We start from the raw sequence: 15,413 nt of genomic DNA, 5'->3' as shown, positions 1-15,413 counted from the left end.
CATTGAGTAAAGAATTACGATTTCCTATTAACATTTATAAAAAATAAGTCACTCGACAAATCATATTTTTACTCATTAAGGAATATTTAATCTTTCAATTTTGCAATAATTACGATTGGATTATCATCTTCTTGTATATCCTTGAACAGCTGTTTGTATTTGGGGCTTAATTGATTCTTATATTTTATCAACTCTTCAGGATCAATATACGCAATCATCTCTTTGTTCTTATTTATGGAAACTGGAAAAAAACGAAGTGGAATGCCTGTTATTATATACCCTCGTGTTTTATAATCAGGAATCGAAGATATATAAACTTGCTTGCTCTTTTTATCATAATATCCACAGTAAGGGAATCTTGCTGACTTTACCGAAGACTCTGCTCCCTTCTTTAAATAGGAAAAATTAAACAATACATATAAGTTAGATTCGTATACAAAGTTTATAAAATACTTCCCTTTGTTATAACCTGATACCTCTTGATGATAATAAGAAGGTTGCTTATCTCCTAATTTAAAGACAAGGTGAGGAGTCATCTTTTTTTCATTTACACAAAAAACAGTATCATTAAAATCTGGTTCCTTAAAATAAGTCAAGTTGTTATAATAGTAAAAAATTCCATTTTCAATTGAAAAGGAATTCATATGTTTTTCGTATTCAAGATAATTTGGATACTTCTTAATAACAGTTCCATCTTTTCTATATACGACTAATCGAACCTTATCCTTTCCTGTCCTATTACTACAAAAACTTGCATAAGTATCATTTTTTATAAACCAAGGAGCACATACAGAAAGAAATTCAGAACTATTTTCAGATAAAGGCTTTTTCAAATTTGATTCCATTTTATTTGTTTCTATATTAATACATCTCCACCATTTTGATGTATACGCCCCAATACTTGCAAATAGAATCCCATTTTTTTCATCGAAGCCACATTTATGATAAATAAAGCCAGTATATTCGTCAGGACCCTGCCCCAAAGAACTTACTTCCCGAATAAAGGCTCCAGTTTCTCTATCAAACATATAGGCTCTTTGCAAAAAGCCTACCGCAATGATATATTTATCAGTCAAATAATAAGTACAATGCTTTTCGAGAAGTCCATCTTTGTGCGTTTCCAAAGGTATTATTTTGACATCTTTAAATATTTCTTCGGCATTAGTCTCTTTAAATTTTGATTTTGTCAAATCCACACTTGTTACATTTTGAGCACTTGAAGTGAGAAATATCGTAAATGAAATTATTATAGTTAGCAATATTTTCATGGAATTTTCAATTATATATTAATAACCCTTTAATGAGAAAATATTATTACATCAATCCATAACTAGGAAAATATATAAAACTGACTACATTTTTATTGGATTCCAATACTTAATCTGTAGTCAGTTCTACATTAATATTAGGGAACTTCACAACCACTTCCTTTTATTCATGATCAACACTGATGACAATTACAACGCAATCCACCCGCAGTCCACATTTGACAAAATGAAATTGCTAGTTCAAGCCCCATATAACATTCTGTCGTCCTAGCTAGTAAACTACCGTCAGAGTCATGATACTCATGACTACAAGCAAATTTAGGTTCTGATCCATATCCTCCAGCACCATATCCATCGGAACCATCCCCTCCGATATCTGTGCCGTATCCTCCAGTACCATACCCACCTATAATTTTTTTCAACTCACTTTTCTGAAGTATATTATCTTCACTAATATTCAGCTTATTCAACACCGACTTATCTAATTTTTTCATACAAAATACTATTTTACTTTATTATAGACCCAGTGATTGTCTCTTTCTACCCCCCCCAACATAATATTCTATTTTAAGAACTGACATTTTCCTCATCTTATAATTTCTCCCATTCTGGAGGAATGCTGGAAGCCTACCAGAATGGGTATCACAACTGCCCTGATAAAATATAACAGCCGATGTAATAATCGACATTGCCTATTTAAAACTCTTGAGTATATATATGTAGTAAAACAAATCCCCAATAATAGAAATTTAAAGCGCATAACTATCTCCTTCATTTTATCTATTACGAAGAAACAAAAATTTACTTCAAATATGCAAACATTCCAATTCAACATAAACTTTATCATTTTTTTATAAAAATAACACATAAAACAAAACAAATAAGTTAATTCGCATTTTTTAACCCCTATAATTACTACTTATTTACACACTAATTACTAAGTATTTAAATTAAAATCGCTATTATATATAACATTTTATATCATTAAGAAAAATCAATAAATTTACTTAATCCCATTATTTACAACCATTTCTTGACATAATCCAACATCCTAGGGCAGCTAATTTACTATTTACAGCCAATTCATCATAATAAGACGCTCGCAACTTCTTATCAACATAGTTCTCTATTAATTCAGATGAAATATTTTCAATAGGGTACAAGTCATATAGAAGCCACCACCACATATTATTATACAACATATCCATATTGACTTCTTCAGAATAATTAGTCATTTCTCTCAATACGCCTATTATTGGAAATTTTTCAATATCTAACACTTCAGAAAGATACTCTACATTCTGCCGAAACAATAAAATATCAATTTCATTATAATTATGTTGCTGGATAGACAGGGAAGAAAAATGCAAAATATCCATTAATATACATTGAATTTTATTCTTATCGGTTTCTAAAATAGCAAATAACCGAGCAAATACATATAGCATTGAATTAAGTAAAGACAATTCGGGAACTTTCTGAGTCCTTTTTTTGAAGTCCTCAATCAACCAAATAGCTTGCCCTATTACATCAACAATCCATTCACTTTCCATTTCGTTTCTACGGAAAGACATCCGAGACAATAAGTATATGCCTGAAGAATACAAAGTTATTGAAAACGGTGCTTCCCTCATCAAGGTATTTCTGACACCACGGAGAAGAATATCATCCATGTTTTTAAGAATATTATCATCGGAATCACTCTCTAAAAAACCATCTTTTAAAAGTTCTACTAATCCAAAACCAATACCTGCAAGTCCATCCATTGCACTGGAGGACATACCCGGTGTTAGCTGATCGAAAATTTCGTCCAGCAAATTGGAAGCTATCTCATCATAAATTTCAAAACCCGAATAGCGAGAATATTTATACAGAAAGAGACAAATCCCCATTTTACCATCAAACAAACCTGCAGGTTCTGAGTTAGCCAAGTTAGCAACAATTGTATTTGCAATGTTCCGAAGTGTTTTGTTCATAGTATATTTATATTTTCATTTTTATAATATCCCTGAATAATTGAATAAGCTGTGGCACATAATAATCAAAGCTAAACAGCTTTCTATTATGTAACATATTATCTGTCAATTGTTGCATCCTAATTCTGTCTTTCAATTTAGTTGATAGTTCTTGGGCATCTTTAAAAAATATTCCGATATCCAATTTAGTCGCAATATCTTGCGTAGCTACTATATGCCCAGTGTTGTTATAAAGTATAACCGGTAGGCCTGCTGACGCATATGTACTAATCCTGGCAGGTATATTCATATCATCCCAAAGCATTTTCAGCTGATCTCCACTATTATTACTTTTCAAGCAATGCAACCATCCTGCATCATATTGTGAAAGTTCTTTTGTCCAATTGTCAGCTGATACATGAGGATGAACATGAAAATGATTAGGAGCTGTCCGAAAACGCTGGATATTCTCCCTTGCCCGATCATTATAATAGTTCTCTGTATACAAATGAATATGAATATTATTATTCACAAATACCTTCAAATCCGTATCAGATATACCTATCATTCTTCCAGCAATTACGGTATGTATTTCGCCATCCTGAGCAGATAGTTTAGGCGAAAAATCATCTTTAAAATTATCCATTTTAGGTAAATCACCATCCATAACTAACGAAAGACCAGAAGTCGGAGGAAGGAATTGTTTAAACCATTCTTTTACCGTATCATTCAAAAAGATTTTACCTGCAGCATGAGTATACAAATAAATCAATTTATCCCAGACACCATTACGAAGACAAACGGAGGGTCCCTCTTTAAAATGCCAAACAAAAGGGATATCAGGACATGCTCTCATCACATCATAGGCAAAAGCAACCGAACCAAAGTTCAACATACCATAAATGACATCGGGGTGAATCTCAGCAAACCTATCTTTCCAAGAACCTAAAGGGATATCTTCGATGTGCCCGAATGGTAAAGGTCCCACCGCTGAGAAACTAAATACCGGTGTGGGGAGCCATAAACCATAAAGTTGATGTCCCGCCTCCTCCAATGCGTATATACGTTCTGGATTATAAGCCAATTCTCCTAACAGAACTATCTTAAGGGAAGATTCACAAAATGATTGTTTTTCCCGAAAATTCGAATAAAGCTTCTCTTCGTCGATAAATTTATACTCGGAAACTCTCATTTTAACAGGAGACTTCACCTGATAGTAGTTTCTATATTGATTAAGCCCTCCTCCATATTTTTCACTAACAAAACGATGGCGTTGAGCTGGATGAGAAACCCAGGAGCAAGAAACTTCATTGGTCATGCCAAAGGTCCCTTCTCCAATCAATTTATACCAAAACATTGAATAGAGGTCCTCTGTTACCCACTCACTTCTTTCTACCCAGCGCTCTTCTGTTCTTTTGTGGGAAGTTTGTACTAATTGCAAACAATACCCTTTTCTAACTCCTTTACTTTCCGTATCGAAAGTAAAATGTAAAGTGTCAGGAAAATCATATCTCATCCCCGTATACACTAAAATCATATCATCATATTCCTCAAATTTCTTCTTGATACTTTCCAAGTGATTCTCGTAATAAAAATCGTCCGAAGGAAGATAAGCAATATATTCATGTTTAGCGGCATTAAGACCTTGATTCAAAGCGCACCCCAAACCTAGATTACTATCGTTTTTTATATATACGATACGAGTATCAACCAATAAATCTGAAATAAACATTTCAGTTTCATCGGTACAACCATCATTTATTATAATTAGCTCCCAGTTCTGATAGGTTTGTCTATATAAACTCTGAATCGCTCTCCGAATAAATGAAGCCTGATTATAAGTAGGCATTATTATAGAAAAAGAAGTTTCCATAGTATTAAATTTATTGCAACACGAGCAAATATAAAAAAATAAATTAGATAATCCAAAGATAAACAATTAAATATTTGACAATAAAACGTTATAATAAGATTATTATAACAACCCTACAATAGGTTTTATAGTAAACAATAGCAATATACATTTTTACAATTTAAGCCATGTGCTTAAACTGTCTTCTTTAACGTAAGTTCGATATAATTCTTAGAATAACATCAGCTAGCTGTCCGTCATAGATAAATACCCGAGTCACGGCGACCATAGAGAGGCAATAACATGATGGTTGATGATACGGATTATAAAAAGACGGGAAAGTGTATGGAGTACATCAGGCGTGTCCATTTCCATGTGGAGCATAAATCTGTTCTTGATTTCAAAGCCTAGTTTATGGGTATAACCGGTGGTACAAGCTAGATACTTCTTGACTTTACGCTTCTTGGTGATAAAAGAAAGAAAGGTAATTAGATATGAATGAAAAGGAACTTGAACATCCCTTCACTAAAAAACAGGGTGAGGAAGCGGCTGTCCAAGAACGTATCAATGAATATTCCATGAGCAAATTGCCAGCTCATCCTTAATCGTTCTCCAATATAATCTGCCATCCGTTATAAAGCGGTTCAATACCTATGAGACAATGGAGAAACTCTTTGAACAAGCAACTAAGGAACCGTTGGAACTCACGATTACTGAAAGGAGATGGGGAGCGATATAAGAAGTAAGCATAGCTATAGCAAACATCTTTGGTCTGACCAGTGAAGAGATATACGATGTAGTGATTTACAAATCTAATCAACTCGCTCATGTGTGGAGTATTTACAAATATTCAAAATAAAATGTCTGACCTGTGAAGGCTGGACATTTTATTTCATGCTACTTAAATTAATTTATTAATAGCTGATTTTCACCCCTAAAAAGAAACTTCTGGGCAACGAAGGACCATAAATGTAACCAGAATCCCTGTCAGGCCCCTTATCGAAATCATTCTGATAAGAATTAAAGATATTCTGTATACCGGCATTTACTTGTAAATCCATTGATTTATAAAGCTTGAAATCATAAGCAGCTTTCAAACTAATATCAAAGAAATCTTTGGTATCAACTGTAATCGGAGCATCCAGAAAACCCGGGACTGCCTCGTGAGGAATCAGCATAGAACCGGTATAAGTTCCTGAGAATGCAATAGACAAAGGCTTTATTGGAGTATAAATAGCAGTGAAATAGCCATAGGTATTTGGTGTACGCATCATTTTTCTTACTTTCGACGCTTCCTTATTCCACTCGTGCGGTTCATCATAATGACTTTGCTGCAAAGTTACTCCAGCCTGAATCTGAAATTTATTCAGATAAGCCATTTTTCCCTCCAAAGTCATTCCCATTACTTGTGCACCGGGAGCATTATAACGTGTACGTTTTAGGATTCCATCTACTACTTCTCCATCTGTCAAGGCAAAAACATCTAATAACTTTGTATAGAATCCTTCTATCAAAAAATTCATCTGAAAAGCTCCGAAACGATGGTAAATATCAGCTGAAGCACTCAAACTATTGGATCTTTCTTCTTTCAGGTTATCTGCCAGCTCAATCATCGCTACATTGCCACCTACATTCTCAATATGTAAATCCTCATCAAACGCCTGAGGTGCCCGGAAACCAGAAGAGTAACTTACACGAAAATTTATATCCTTCGTCGGATTGAAACGTAAATTAGCACGAGGACTGAAAATTAGATGATCAATCAGATTATGTTTGTCAAAACGCCCGCCAATTAAGATTCCCCAATGATCGTTTTTCCATTCATTCTGCAAGAAAGCACTATAGATATCTACGTTCTGTTTAGTATACCTGTTGTATCCCCACATACGATCCTCCAAACGATCCTGATTAAATTCAACTCCCGCTGTTAAGTCAGAAGGCATAAAAAGGCATTTATCAAACGTATAAATATATTGAGAACCTGCCATCCAATTTAAGTCTGTAGTATTTCCATAAGCATCTAAATCTTGTTTGCCTCCATAATAGCTATCCCGATCGATATGCTGAGCCGAAGCGAAAACATTGAAACGATGTTTCTCATTCGGAGAGAAATAATCATATTTTAATCCACCACCATTAATAGAATGTTCGGTCTGCTCTGCAACATTTGCTTCATGAGGGGGACGATTTAGCAAATCTCCTCCTCTACGAAATTCTTCCATATGGTGATACTCAAATGTTAGTTTTGAGTAAATACTGGTTTTCAGGAAGGAACGAAATCCAACTGTTTGCCCATGCAGTTTGGGAATCTCCGAATAACCGTCACCATCATGATCATAGGCTGAACGATGACGATTCTGTCCGAAGATGTACAATCCGGCACGTTGATCGTCCGTTACAAGTGAAGCATTCAGAGCAGTGCTATTGTCAAAAGCATCGCCATCTCCGATACCAGTAATTGTATGCGACAGCATACCTGAGTTACGTATTGGTTCTTTGGTAATAATATTAATAGTACCTGCAATTGCTGATGAACCAAACAGAGCTGAACCTCCTCCACGCATTACTTCTACACGTTCTATCATGCTAGCCGGAATCTGTTCAATGCCATATACACCGGAGAGAGCGCTAAATATAGGACGAGAATCCAGCAAAATTTGTGTATATGGACCATCCAAACCATTAATACGTACTTGTTGAAATCCACAGTTTTGACAATTCGATTCAACACGTACACCCGGCTGGAAACTTAATCCCTGTGCTAACGTAGTAGAATTTGTATTCTCAAAGATTTTCAAATCAATTACATTTACTAATGTGGGAGCTAAACGACGGGTAGTTTCATTGCGATTAGCAGATACAACCACACCATCTAACGCTACCGCATCCTCTTCTATTTCAAAATCTTCTTCCAAAGTATGACCTTTCTTTAATGTTACGTTCCTAGTGACTGTTTTATAACCAACAGAACTTACTTCAAGTACAAAGTTTCCTTCAGGAAGATTTTTCAAAAAATAGTGCCCAGTTACATCAGTAACTGTTCCAATAGTTGTCCCTTTTAATGTAATCGTGATGTAGGGTAAATGTTCTTTTGTATTCTTATCAAGAATATGACCGATAATATTAGCATCCGATTTTCGCAATTCGGGATATTCAGGATGCTCATGATGAGCAGCTTGTCCTTCAAGGGCAGGCAATAATGCACAGCACAGACAGACAAGCGAAAAGATGTATTTTTTCATTTTTCGTTCGTTGTTCGTTTTCGTTGAATATTGACATGAAAGTATAGATGATTAGTAACCTGTGCAAAAAACAGGTATTGTCATCTTTTATATCAAAAGGAACGAACAACTGGTGGTGCCCTAAGTGCTACCACCCCATGATAAGGTGCATGATGATGTGTCAGTAGCGGACGTTTCAGCAACAAACACAATAAAAAGGGAATAGAAAAAGGAACTAAGAAAAGAGTAGCAGCACCATCAGTTACCAAATGAGATAAAAGATGAATGGATAAAAATTCAACAGATGTATGGCTATGCGCTGCCCCTTTCTTAAAAGGATGTGAATGGACAATCGTTACCCCATTGACCACATGCATGTGGGCAAAGAATGTAATGCTTGCCATGTACGAAATAAATAGTACTGGCAGAAAGTAACGCATTATATGGAGTAACAATCGTTTCACTTCTTCTTTATTTAAAGGTGGCAAAGATAGAAACTATTCTTCTTACCACCAATCCTTATTTATAATGATTTTAATATACTGCAGAAGCGATCACCTGGATAAATAAAATAAGAAATACCATAGCAATCGGATATACGGTTGCATAAGCTACACTAGGAATGTTACTGTCTACCATTGAATCGGCAGCAGCCAAACCCGGCGTACTAGTCATACCACCAGTGATCGTCCCCAATAAATCAAGAAGGTTAATCTTAAATACCAGACGACCTACAATGGCAGCAACTAACATAGGAATCAGTGTGATAGCAGCTCCTACTCCGAACATTAATAATCCACTCTCTTGGAAAGTAGCCACCAGATTCTTTCCGGCAGAAGTACCAACTTCCGCAAGGAAAAGTAACAAACCTAACTGCCGTAGTAACTGATTGGCAGGGCCAGACATAGACCAAAGAATAGGACCTGTTTTACCAATAGCGCTCAGGAAAAGTGCTACCATCAATACGCCTCCGGTCAATCCCGGAGAAAATGACAGACTATCTGAGAAAGATATATTCAATTTACCGAATAATACGCCTAGTACAATACCCATTGCAATTGGAAAGAAATCCGTATCAGAAAGTTTTTTCACATCATTACCTAACAAACGAGCTATTCCCTTGATTCCCTCCTTTTCACCAACGACCATCAGTTTATCACCAAACTTCAATGCCAAATCCGGAGAAGGAGATAAATCAATGCCACTTCGACGAACACGAGTTACTGTACAGCCAAAGTTTTTTTGCAGATTCAAATCCCCTAGCTGCTTGTTAATCATATCTTTTTTTGTGAGCAATAAAGACTCTATCTCCTGAGTCTTATCTAATGGAAGCTCACCTTCTTCACGCTCTCCAACCAGCAATGCCAGTTGATTCAATGACTCCTCACTACCTACAGCCTGAATATAATCTCCTTCATGCAATACTGTGTATGCTGTAGGAATCGAGATTTCATCTTTATGTTTAAGACGTGAAATAACAGCTCCTGTCATGGCTCGAGCATTAATTTGGATCAAGCTGCGATTAAATACATTTGAGTTAGTTATACGATAAATACAGGTTTTCAATTCGGGGAATTGTCCACGACGTTCTATTTCCAAACGACGTGCTTCCTTGTCCAAATCGACCTTCATCACTTTAGGGAGCAACTTCACAAACAAAATAACCCCAATAACCCCAAAGGGATAGGCTATACCATAGGCAATAGATGCCAATGGCGAATTGGTACTATCGATAGCTACAGCTAATCCTGGCGTACTGGTAAGTGCTCCCGCAATTAACCCAACAATACTCGGTGTGTCAATATTGAATGCATACTTCAATCCAACTGCGGTCAGGCAGGCAGAACTTATAATAAGCATAGTAATGAGAATCAGCGTCTTTCCTTTACTGCGAAAAGAATCAAAGAAACCGGGACCCGCCTGAATTCCAATGGTAAAAATGAAAAGTACCAAACCAAAATTTCCCAGTTCTTTGGGAATAATAACGCCAAAATGCCCGAAAAGAAGAGCAATAAAGATCACCGCCGACACATCAAGCGATAGCCCCTTAATCTTAATTCTTCCCAGCATAAAACCTAATGCAACAATCAGGAAGAGAGAAAAATAAGAGGACTGCAACAAGTCAATCAACATATTGTAAAAAGGTTAGTTAGTGTTAGGGCGGCAAAGGTACGGATTTATTTCAATCCTTACAACATTCCGTATCACAAGTAGTTCTCTCATCTTCTATTTCCAAAGTAGCATGATAGATACCTGCTTGCTCCAAGGCCGTTTTTACAGAACATTTCACTTGCTCCATTTTAGCGATATCATTAATAACCAGATGAGCAGTTAATGCAGTTTCGGTCGTACTTAAAGCCCAAATATGAACGTGATGGCAACTTTTCACTCCCGGCTGTTCTAAGATAAGTTGTACTATCTTTTGAGAATCGATACCTACTGGAACGCCATCTAATGATAAACGGAGACTATCATGGAGTAACCCCCATGTAGAAATGACAATAATAACTGCAATCATCAATCCGATGATAGGATCGACAATACTCCAACCCGTATAAGCTATAACAAGTCCTGAAACAACTACTCCAACAGACACTAATGTATCTGCTGCCATGTGCAAATAAGCACCTTTTACATTTAAATCTTTCTCCTTATCTTTAAGAAATAGCCATGCTGTAACAGCATTGATAATTACTCCTACTCCGGCGGTCCAAGCAATGGCAGAGCCATCAACCGCCACTGGATGAAATAGTTTATCAATACTTTCAGCAACAATAATCCCGACTGCCACCAGTAGAATAACTGCATTCAGCAAAGAAACAAGGATTGTACTCTTTTTGTATCCATAGGTATAACGGCTATTGGGGCTTACTCTTTGCAAACGGAAAGCGAGCATAGCCAATACCAGACTAGCCACATCCCCTAAATTATGTCCGGCATCCGAAAGTAACCCAAGTGAATTGTAGTAAAAGCCAACACTAAATTCTACAATAACAAAAGCTACATTAAGCACTATTCCTATAACAAAAGCTTTATTGAGTGAAGTCAGCTGATGATTATGTTCGTGGTGATGAGTTTCCATATCATATTATTTTTATTTATGAAAAACATCTTATGCTTAAAATTAGTTCATGCCATTTATTAAAGTTATTACCGTTTTAAAACTAAGAAATTGACTTAAATCAAATCCTTTAAAAAGAATCGGGTTCCCTCATACTGCCAACTAATTTTTTAGTTACCTTTGCCTCCGTTTTTTGAAAAAACTTTTTAAACTCAGTCTGTTACTATGTTGTAACCAATAATTAATATGTTCAACTAAAAAGATAAAGAAAATGTCTACAGAAATAGCTCCCAATATAGCAGTAACAGATAGTAGTCTAATATCAACAACTGCAATTGTACCACAGACAACAGATTCTGTTCTAAAAGCACAGAATACAATTACGACCAAGGCCTATAAAGTGATACCTCCACGTCGGAGCTTCGACGAACAACGCCCATTTGTTTTTTCTATAATAGGTTTTGCCATATTTTATATTTTGACTCTCGTAATCGGACGAATCATCAGAACCAGAATATTACATAACTCTTGATGTGCTATAATACAGTTCAATCAAAAACATAGAAAAACCACCAAAATGATCACTCATTCCGATGGTTTATCCCTTTTTAAACACCTTTAAACAAAATGAAAATATGCCTCGTTACTAACAGAACTAACTAACCAATAGAGACATATTTCAAGGAGGCTGGTCACCACCAGCCTCTGCTTCTATTTACCAAACCATATATTTAAAAAGTCTTATTTACGAGCCTCAGCAATATATCCAAGAGCTTCTTTACATTTTTCTGTTACATAAGCCCAATCTTCTGCTACCACTTTGTCTTTCGGGAATAGTTTAGAGCCCATGCCAACACAGAATACACCTGCTTTAATCCATCCAGTCAAGTTTTCTTGAGTGGGTTCTACTCCACCAGTAACCATTAGTTTTGACCATGGCATAGGAGCCATTAAGCCTTTCACAAAATTAGTTCCATATACATCACCCGGGAATACCTTGCAAAGATCGCAACCTACTTCCTGTGCGAACCCTACTTCTGACACTGAACCGCAACCAGGCGTATAAGCTACTAAACGACGATTGCAAATTTTAGCTATTTCAGGATTGAATAAGGGACCTACAACAAAGTTTGCACCTAACTGCAAGTACATAGCAGCAGTAGCAGGATCGACGATGGAACCTATACCAATTGCCATTTCAGGACACTCTTTTGCTGCAAACTTTACGATTTCAGCAAATACTTCTTGTGCAAAATCACCACGATTAGTGAATTCAAAAGCACGAACACCACCATCATAACAGGCTTTCACTACTTTCTTTGCAACTTCTGCATCTTTGTGATAGAATACAGGCACCATACCTGTAGAGCCGATCTTATTCAATACGGCTATTTTATCGAATTTTGCCATCTTTATTAAATTATGAATGAAAAATTAAAAATGAGAAATTAGCGTTGTACACGACCGCTTGCGTCACCGCCGGCCAATGCCTCTACTTCCTCTATAGAAACCAAATTAAAATCGCCATTAATAGTATGCTTCAAAGCGGATGCAGCTACTGCAAATTCTAAAGCCTCACCCTGAGTATCTTTTGTCAATAAACCATGAATAATACCACCTGAGAATGAATCGCCACCACCTACACGATCGATAATGGGATCAATATCATAACGTTTTGAAGTATAGAACTCTTTTCCGTCATAAATCATTGCTTTCCAACCATTGTGTGTAGCAGAAAAAGATTCACGAAGAGTGGATATCACATATTTAAATCCAAATTCTTTCATCATCTGCTGGAAGATTCCTTTATAACCTTCAGCATCCGTATGCCCACCTTCAACATCTGCATCCGGTTTGAAACCCAGACAAAGTTCAGCGTCTTCCTCATTGCCAATGCACACATCGACATACTTCATCAAAGGTTTCATAATGGACTGTGCCTTTTCTTTAGTCCACAGTTTTTTACGGAAATTCAAGTCTACAGAAATAGTTACACCATGACGTTTTGCCGCTTCACAAGCCAAACGAGTCAATTCAGCAGCTTTATCTGAAATAGCAGGAGTAATACCAGACCAGTGGAACCAATCAGCACCTTCCATTATAGTATCAAAATCGAAGTCAGCAGCAGCCGCTTCGGCAATAGCAGAGTGGGCACGGTCATAGATTACCTTACTAGGACGCATAGAAGCACCAGTCTCCAAATAATAGATACCTACACGATCACCACCACGAGCGATAAAGTCTGCTTTAACCCCATATTTGCGCAAAGCATTTACAGCAGCCTGTCCGATCTCATGTTCCGGCAATTTGGTTACAAAATAGGCATCATGTCCGTAGTTGGCGCAACTCACAGCAACATTTGCCTCTCCACCACCATACACTACATCAAAAGAGTCGGATTGTACGAAGCGAGTATTACCCGGAGTTGATAATCTAAGCATGATTTCACCTAATGTAACTACTTTCTTTCCCATAATTTTATGTTTTAAATTCTAATTTATTAGTATTATAAAGTTTCAAATTATCAATTTTCGTCTACAAAAAGAGATAATACACTGATAGCATGAATATTAATTTATTTATAAACAAAGGTTATAAACCTTTCGTGTGCGGGCACAAAGATACAATAATTTTCGTAATTACAAAAATTGTTATATATTTGTGACGATAATATTTAGATTATTATTGTGTTCGAACACATAAATTATATAAATAAGGGATTGTATGAATAAATTGCCCGATAGAATTAGAATAAAAGACATAGCACATTTAGCTAATGTGTCAGTAGGAACAGTAGACCGCGTAATTCATGGTCGCAGTGGAGTTTCAGAAGCCAGTAAAAAGCGAGTAGAAGAAATACTAAAACAGTTGGATTACCAACCCAATATGTATGCTAGTGCACTTGCTTCTAATAAGAAATACTCTTTCATCTGTCTTCTACCCCAACATCTGGAAGGAGAATATTGGACTGCCATTGAAACAGGAATCCACGAAGCAATTACTACCTATTCGGATTTCAACACTTCGGTTAAAATCAACTATTATGATCCTTATGATTACCATTCGTTTGTTAGTGCCAGCAAAGCTATTCTGGCAGAAGAACCAGACGGAGTTATGGTAGCCCCAACTGCTCCTCAATATACGAAAGGTTTCACCACCCAATTGAAAATGTTAGATATACCTTATATATTTATAGATTCAAAAATAGAAGATACACCTCCCCTAGCCTTTTTCGGACAGAATTCACGTCAAAGCGGATATTTCGCAGCCAAGATGCTGATGTTACTTGCCAGAGAGGAAAAAGAAATTGTTATTTTTAAAAAGATACATGAAGGAATTGTTGGTTCTAACCAACAAGAAAGTCGTGAAATCGGATTCAAACAATATATGAAGGAACATCATCCGTCATGTAAGATATTGGAACTAGACTTACATGCAGAACGTAATGATGAAGACAATGAAATGTTGGATGATTTCTTCCGCACCCATCCTAATGTAAATACAGGAATAACATTCAACTCCAAAGTTTATATCATAGGCGAATATATGCAAACGCGTAAGAAAGAAAATTTCAACTTGATAGGCTATGACCTTTTGGAACGGAATGTCTCCTGCCTGAAAGAAGGTAGCATTTCTTTCCTTATCGCCCAACAACCGGAGTTGCAGGGTTTCAATGGAATTAAAGCTCTATGTGACCATCTCATTTTCAAAAAAGACGTTACTCGTATCAATTATATGCCTATTGATTTACTAACTGCAGAAACGATTGAATATTACCATAGTAAATAGCATGCTCCTATGAACAGAAGTACAATATTAACCATTATAGGCATAGTCATGCTTGTAGGAATTTCCCTACTAGGATTCTTCGGAATCCCCATAGGCATTCTTTTAAGTTCGATATTTGGAATTTGCTTTGGAATTTACAAAAAAGATAAGTTATTTATTCAATGGTCCTCTATAGCTTTTATTCTGAATATACCTTTTATTGTTTATATCTTCATCCTAATTCAGTGCATGATTTGAACAGGTAATTCAATAAACAATCCATTTTAT

The 15,413-nt window shown here is 36.2% G+C and carries 13 protein-coding genes; 2 read left to right on the top strand and 11 right to left on the bottom strand.

All coding sequences use genetic code 11. The annotated features are described in order from the left end of the window. Window positions 1–86: 86 nt before the first annotated feature. The 9 genes from CZ225_RS09175 to CZ225_RS09140 all read right to left on the bottom strand — a co-directional run bounded on the left by CZ225_RS09175 (window position 87) and on the right by CZ225_RS09140 (window position 11,378). Window positions 87–1,268, bottom strand: coding sequence for a 6-bladed beta-propeller (locus tag CZ225_RS09175; protein ID WP_077153871.1), 1,182 nt, complete (start codon window positions 1,266–1,268; stop codon window positions 87–89). A gap of 173 nt (window positions 1,269–1,441) precedes the next feature. After that, the gene (locus tag CZ225_RS09170; RefSeq protein WP_077153870.1) at window positions 1,442–1,762 is read right to left on the bottom strand and encodes a hypothetical protein; all 321 of its coding nucleotides are present in this window, start codon (window positions 1,760–1,762) and stop codon (window positions 1,442–1,444) included. A 522-nt stretch (window positions 1,763–2,284) separates the two neighbouring features. After that, window positions 2,285–3,244, bottom strand: coding sequence for a lanthionine synthetase LanC family protein (locus tag CZ225_RS09165; protein WP_077153869.1), 960 nt, complete (start codon window positions 3,242–3,244; stop codon window positions 2,285–2,287). A 7-nt stretch (window positions 3,245–3,251) separates the two neighbouring features. Beyond that, window positions 3,252–5,096, bottom strand: a complete 1,845-nt coding sequence (locus tag CZ225_RS09160) for a glycosyltransferase family A protein (RefSeq protein WP_077153868.1) — start codon at window positions 5,094–5,096, stop codon at window positions 3,252–3,254. A 580-nt stretch (window positions 5,097–5,676) separates the two neighbouring features. Then, window positions 5,677–5,904, bottom strand: coding sequence for a hypothetical protein (locus CZ225_RS23300; protein WP_129585775.1), 228 nt, complete (start codon window positions 5,902–5,904; stop codon window positions 5,677–5,679). 85 nt (window positions 5,905–5,989) lie between these two features. Further along, window positions 5,990–8,317, bottom strand: coding sequence for a TonB-dependent receptor (locus tag CZ225_RS09155; protein WP_077153867.1), 2,328 nt, complete (start codon window positions 8,315–8,317; stop codon window positions 5,990–5,992). A gap of 92 nt (window positions 8,318–8,409) precedes the next feature. Next, window positions 8,410–8,736, bottom strand: coding sequence for a hypothetical protein (locus tag CZ225_RS09150; protein ID WP_394334027.1), 327 nt, complete (start codon window positions 8,734–8,736; stop codon window positions 8,410–8,412). Window positions 8,737–8,830: 94 nt separating this feature from the next. Then, a complete protein-coding gene (locus CZ225_RS09145; RefSeq protein ID WP_077153865.1) occupies window positions 8,831–10,429 on the bottom strand; it encodes an aspartate:alanine exchanger family transporter in 1,599 nt (532 codons plus the stop codon). 49 nt (window positions 10,430–10,478) lie between these two features. Further along, window positions 10,479–11,378, bottom strand: a complete 900-nt coding sequence (locus tag CZ225_RS09140; RefSeq protein ID WP_077153864.1) for a cation diffusion facilitator family transporter — start codon at window positions 11,376–11,378, stop codon at window positions 10,479–10,481. Between the two features lie 250 nt (window positions 11,379–11,628). Here CZ225_RS09140 and CZ225_RS09135 point away from each other — a divergent pair, with 250 nt between their 5' ends. Next, window positions 11,629–11,889, top strand: coding sequence for a hypothetical protein (locus tag CZ225_RS09135; protein ID WP_077153863.1), 261 nt, complete (start codon window positions 11,629–11,631; stop codon window positions 11,887–11,889). A 209-nt stretch (window positions 11,890–12,098) separates the two neighbouring features. On the opposite strand, the gene CZ225_RS09130 is transcribed toward CZ225_RS09135, so the two are convergent. Both CZ225_RS09130 and CZ225_RS09125 read right to left on the bottom strand, forming a co-directional pair. Next, on the bottom strand, window positions 12,099–12,767 hold the full coding sequence (locus tag CZ225_RS09130; RefSeq protein WP_077153862.1) for a bifunctional 4-hydroxy-2-oxoglutarate aldolase/2-dehydro-3-deoxy-phosphogluconate aldolase: 669 nt from the start codon (window positions 12,765–12,767) through the stop codon (window positions 12,099–12,101). A 38-nt stretch (window positions 12,768–12,805) separates the two neighbouring features. Next, window positions 12,806–13,831, bottom strand: coding sequence for a sugar kinase (locus tag CZ225_RS09125; protein WP_077153861.1), 1,026 nt, complete (start codon window positions 13,829–13,831; stop codon window positions 12,806–12,808). A gap of 250 nt (window positions 13,832–14,081) precedes the next feature. Between CZ225_RS09125 and CZ225_RS09120 the strand changes: the two genes are divergently transcribed. Next, a complete protein-coding gene (locus tag CZ225_RS09120; protein ID WP_077153860.1) occupies window positions 14,082–15,146 on the top strand; it encodes a LacI family DNA-binding transcriptional regulator in 1,065 nt (354 codons plus the stop codon). The last annotated feature ends 267 nt before the right edge of the window (window positions 15,147–15,413 follow it).

Source organism: Bacteroides bouchesdurhonensis, from assembly GCF_900155865.1.
GTDB classification, from domain to species: Bacteria; Bacteroidota; Bacteroidia; order Bacteroidales; family Bacteroidaceae; genus Bacteroides; species Bacteroides bouchesdurhonensis.
Note: the sequence above shows the minus strand (reverse complement) of the source record. Positions and strands in the feature narration are given on the sequence as shown.

Bases quoted from the DNA above. Each gene is read 5' to 3' on its own strand.
- CZ225_RS09155 (WP_077153867.1), bottom strand. From the start codon at position 8,317: ATGAAAAAATACATCTTTTCGCTTGTCTGTCTGTGCTGTGCATTATTG.
- CZ225_RS09120 (WP_077153860.1), top strand. From the start codon at position 14,082: ATGAATAAATTGCCCGATAGAATTAGAATAAAAGACATAGCACATTTA.
- CZ225_RS09150 (WP_394334027.1), bottom strand. From the start codon at position 8,736: ATGCGTTACTTTCTGCCAGTACTATTTATTTCGTACATGGCAAGCATT.
- CZ225_RS09125 (WP_077153861.1), bottom strand. From the start codon at position 13,831: ATGGGAAAGAAAGTAGTTACATTAGGTGAAATCATGCTTAGATTATCA.
- CZ225_RS09140 (WP_077153864.1), bottom strand. From the start codon at position 11,378: ATGGAAACTCATCACCACGAACATAATCATCAGCTGACTTCACTCAAT.
- CZ225_RS09145 (WP_077153865.1), bottom strand. From the start codon at position 10,429: ATGTTGATTGACTTGTTGCAGTCCTCTTATTTTTCTCTCTTCCTGATT.
- CZ225_RS09165 (WP_077153869.1), bottom strand. From the start codon at position 3,244: ATGAACAAAACACTTCGGAACATTGCAAATACAATTGTTGCTAACTTG.
- CZ225_RS09175 (WP_077153871.1), bottom strand. From the start codon at position 1,268: ATGAAAATATTGCTAACTATAATAATTTCATTTACGATATTTCTCACT.
- CZ225_RS23300 (WP_129585775.1), bottom strand. From the start codon at position 5,904: ATGAGCGAGTTGATTAGATTTGTAAATCACTACATCGTATATCTCTTC.
- CZ225_RS09160 (WP_077153868.1), bottom strand. From the start codon at position 5,096: ATGGAAACTTCTTTTTCTATAATAATGCCTACTTATAATCAGGCTTCA.
- CZ225_RS09170 (WP_077153870.1), bottom strand. From the start codon at position 1,762: ATGAAAAAATTAGATAAGTCGGTGTTGAATAAGCTGAATATTAGTGAA.
- CZ225_RS09135 (WP_077153863.1), top strand. From the start codon at position 11,629: ATGTCTACAGAAATAGCTCCCAATATAGCAGTAACAGATAGTAGTCTA.
- CZ225_RS09130 (WP_077153862.1), bottom strand. From the start codon at position 12,767: ATGGCAAAATTCGATAAAATAGCCGTATTGAATAAGATCGGCTCTACA.